The 2,774-nt window shown below is 67.7% G+C and carries 2 protein-coding genes and 1 pseudogene; all 3 read right to left on the minus strand.

The genetic code is table 11. The features are described from left to right. A pseudogene (gene derK, locus QOD90_RS24695) lies at window positions 1-1,059 on the minus strand (D-erythrulose 4-kinase); the annotation flags it as partial. Beyond that, window positions 1,056-2,192 (minus strand): ABC transporter ATP-binding protein, encoded by a 1,137-nt coding sequence (locus QOD90_RS24700; RefSeq protein ID WP_526354024.1) that lies wholly within the window; start codon window positions 2,190-2,192, stop codon window positions 1,056-1,058. The pseudogene derK and the gene QOD90_RS24700, both read right to left, overlap by 4 nt. Then, window positions 2,189-2,774, minus strand: a 586-nt coding sequence (locus tag QOD90_RS24705) for a TOBE domain-containing protein (protein ID WP_526354026.1), incomplete at its 5' end; no start/stop codon positions are given. The genes QOD90_RS24705 and QOD90_RS24700, both read right to left, overlap by 4 nt.

Genomic DNA, 2,774 nt, shown 5'->3' on the forward strand with positions numbered 1-2,774 from the left:
CGGCGTCTCCGCGGCCGCGTCGGCGGCCGCGTCGGTGCGGACCTCGCCCTCGTCGGCCGCGCCGGTGGCGCCCTTGCGGTACGCCGGGGTATCGGCCGGTGCGGTCCAATACCTTTCGAGTTCTTCGTCCAGCCACATCACGGTCAGCGAGCAGCCCGCCATGTCGAGGCTGGTGACCAGTTCGCCGACCTCGGGTTCCACGACGGTGTAGCCGCGTTCGCGGAGCAGTCGTGAGACGGTGCCCCACACGACGAACAGCTCCTCGTACTTGGTGCGGCCGAGTCCGTTGAGAATTACGGCGATTCGGCTCGACTCCGCGTCGGGACGATCGCCGAGCACGCCGTCGACGAGCGTGTGAGCAAGCGCGTCGGCCGTGAGCAGCGGTTCGTCGGAGACCCCCGGCTCACCGTGGATGCCGAGTCCGAGACCCATCTTGCCCTCGGGGACGGTGAACAGCGGATGGTCGGCGCCGGGCATGGTGCACCCGTCGAACGCGACGCCGAGCGTGCGGGTGGCGGCGTTGGACGCCTCGGCCACGCGCACGACCTCCGCAAGGTTTAGTCCCTCTTCCGCGGCGGCGCTGGCGCACTTGAACACCGTGAAATCGCCTGCGATGCCGCGGCGTTTGGTCTCCTCGCCGCGCTCGGCGCTCGCGACGTCATCGGTTACGGCGAAGTACTCCGCGTCGATGCCTTCGCTGCGTAACTGCGTGACGGCGAGGTTGAAGTTCATGACGTCGCCGGCGTAGTTGCCGGTGGTGAGCAACACGCCCGCATCCCCGTGCGCCGCCCGCGCCACCGACGCGGCGTCCTCGGCCGACGGCGAGGTGAAGATGTTGCCGACGACCGCGCCGTCGGCGAAACCAGTTCCCACGGTGCCGCAGAAGGCCGGGTAGTGGCCCGACCCCCCGCCGATGACGACCGCCACCTTGCCTGGCCGGGTCTGGTGGGCACGCACCACACCGCCAGGCACTCCCGCGACGTAGCGCGCATTCGCGTCGAGGAATCCGACCAGCATGTCCTCGGTGAACCGGGCAGGGTCGTTGAACAGCTTGGTCATCGCAGGCGATCCCCACTGTCTGCGTGGAACAGATACACGCGTTCGGGCGCGGCACCGATCACGACGTTCTGCTCGGGCTCGTAACTCTCCTGCGCCGGGGTTTGAACGACGATTCCCTCTTCCATCCCGGCGACGGTACTCGTCGCCAGACCGAATTCCAGGAGATGCTCGAAGTAGGCGACGGTGGCGTTGATGCCGGTACTGCCCGCGTCGCGGGTGCGCATCGAACAGTCCTGTGGGCGAACCCCGACGGACACGCGCGTTCCGTCGGCGACGTCCTTGACGTCCGTCTCCAAAAACCCATCGCCGGAACCAATCTCAACGCGCACCCGTCCATCGACGACCCTCGCGGTGCCGCGAAGCACGTTTATCTGCGGCTCACCCACGAAGCCGGCGACGAACAGATTCGCCGGGTCGTCGAACACCTCGTCGGGGGTGCCGAACTGTTGGACGATGCCCGCGTCCATCACGGCGAGCCGGTCGGCCAAAGACAGTGCCTCGACCTGGTCATGGGTGACCACGATCGTGGTGTACCCGAACTCCCGCTGCAGGACCTTCAACTCGCGTCGCACGCGCTGCCGTGCCGACGCGTCGAGGTGGCTCAGCGGCTCGTCGAGCAAGAGCACCGGCGGATTCCGCACCAGGGCGCGCGCGAGGGCCACCCGCTGCTTCTGCCCACTGGACAGGCCGGCTGGCCGAAGGTCGAGAAGATCGTTCATCTCCAAGCGGTCGCATATCGACGCGACCATCTGGTCGGCACCCTTGACCTTGCGCGCCTTCAGCCCGTAGAGCAGGTTGTCGCGGACCGACAACGGCGGGTACAACGCATAGCTCTCGAAGCCCACGCCGATCCCCCGCTTGGCGGCGGGGAGTTGCGAGACCTCTCGGTCGCCGATCTTGATCGATCCGCTGGTCACCGTCTCCAGCCCGGCGATCATCCGCAGGGTCGTCGTCTTGCCGCAGCCCGAGGGGCCAAGCAGCGCAACGAGTTCCCCTGGTGCGATGTCGAGGTTGATGCCCTTGACGGCGGTGACGCTGTCCCGGCCCCGCGACGCATAGGTCTTGACGAGATCCGACAGTGTCAGGCTCTGTGCCGTCGCCGTTGCGGCCTTGGGCTTCTCGATCGTTGTCACTGTGCTGCCTCCAGCTTCGAATCGCGATCGGCGGTCAATCGGCGGGTGTCGCCGTCGCCTGCGGCGAACACATGGACATCGGACTCGGCGATCGTCATCGTGGCGGCATCGCCTTCACCGACTCCGTGCCTGCCGGACGTCAACACGATCACCTGCGTGCCGCCGACGTCGACGGTCAGCTCGATGTTGCGGCCGAGCCGCTCGGCGAGCAGCACCTTCCCACGCAGCGAGCCCTCGCCACCGGTGACGTGAATGTCGCATGGGCGCAGGCCCACTCGCACCCGGTCGCCCCTGTCGACGGCGGCGTCCGCAGGGATCGCGACGTCGAGCGATCCGTCCGCGAGGCGGATCCGACCGTCGTCGACGACGCCGTCGAGAACGTTGATCTCGGGCTGACCGAGCGAGCGCGCGACGAAGGTGTCCGCGGGGCGGCGCCAGATCTCCTCCGGTGTGCCAATCTGCTCCAGTGTGCCGTGCCGCATCACGGCGATGCGGTCGCCGAGGGCCAGAGCCTCCTGGTAGTCGTGGGTGACATAGATCGTCGTCGTGTTAGACATCGCGCCGAGTTGCTTGAGTTCGGCC

Origin of the sequence: Mycobacterium sp. (assembly GCF_032161845.1) — a bacterium.
Classification (GTDB): Bacteria; Actinomycetota; Actinomycetes; order Mycobacteriales; family Mycobacteriaceae; genus Mycobacterium.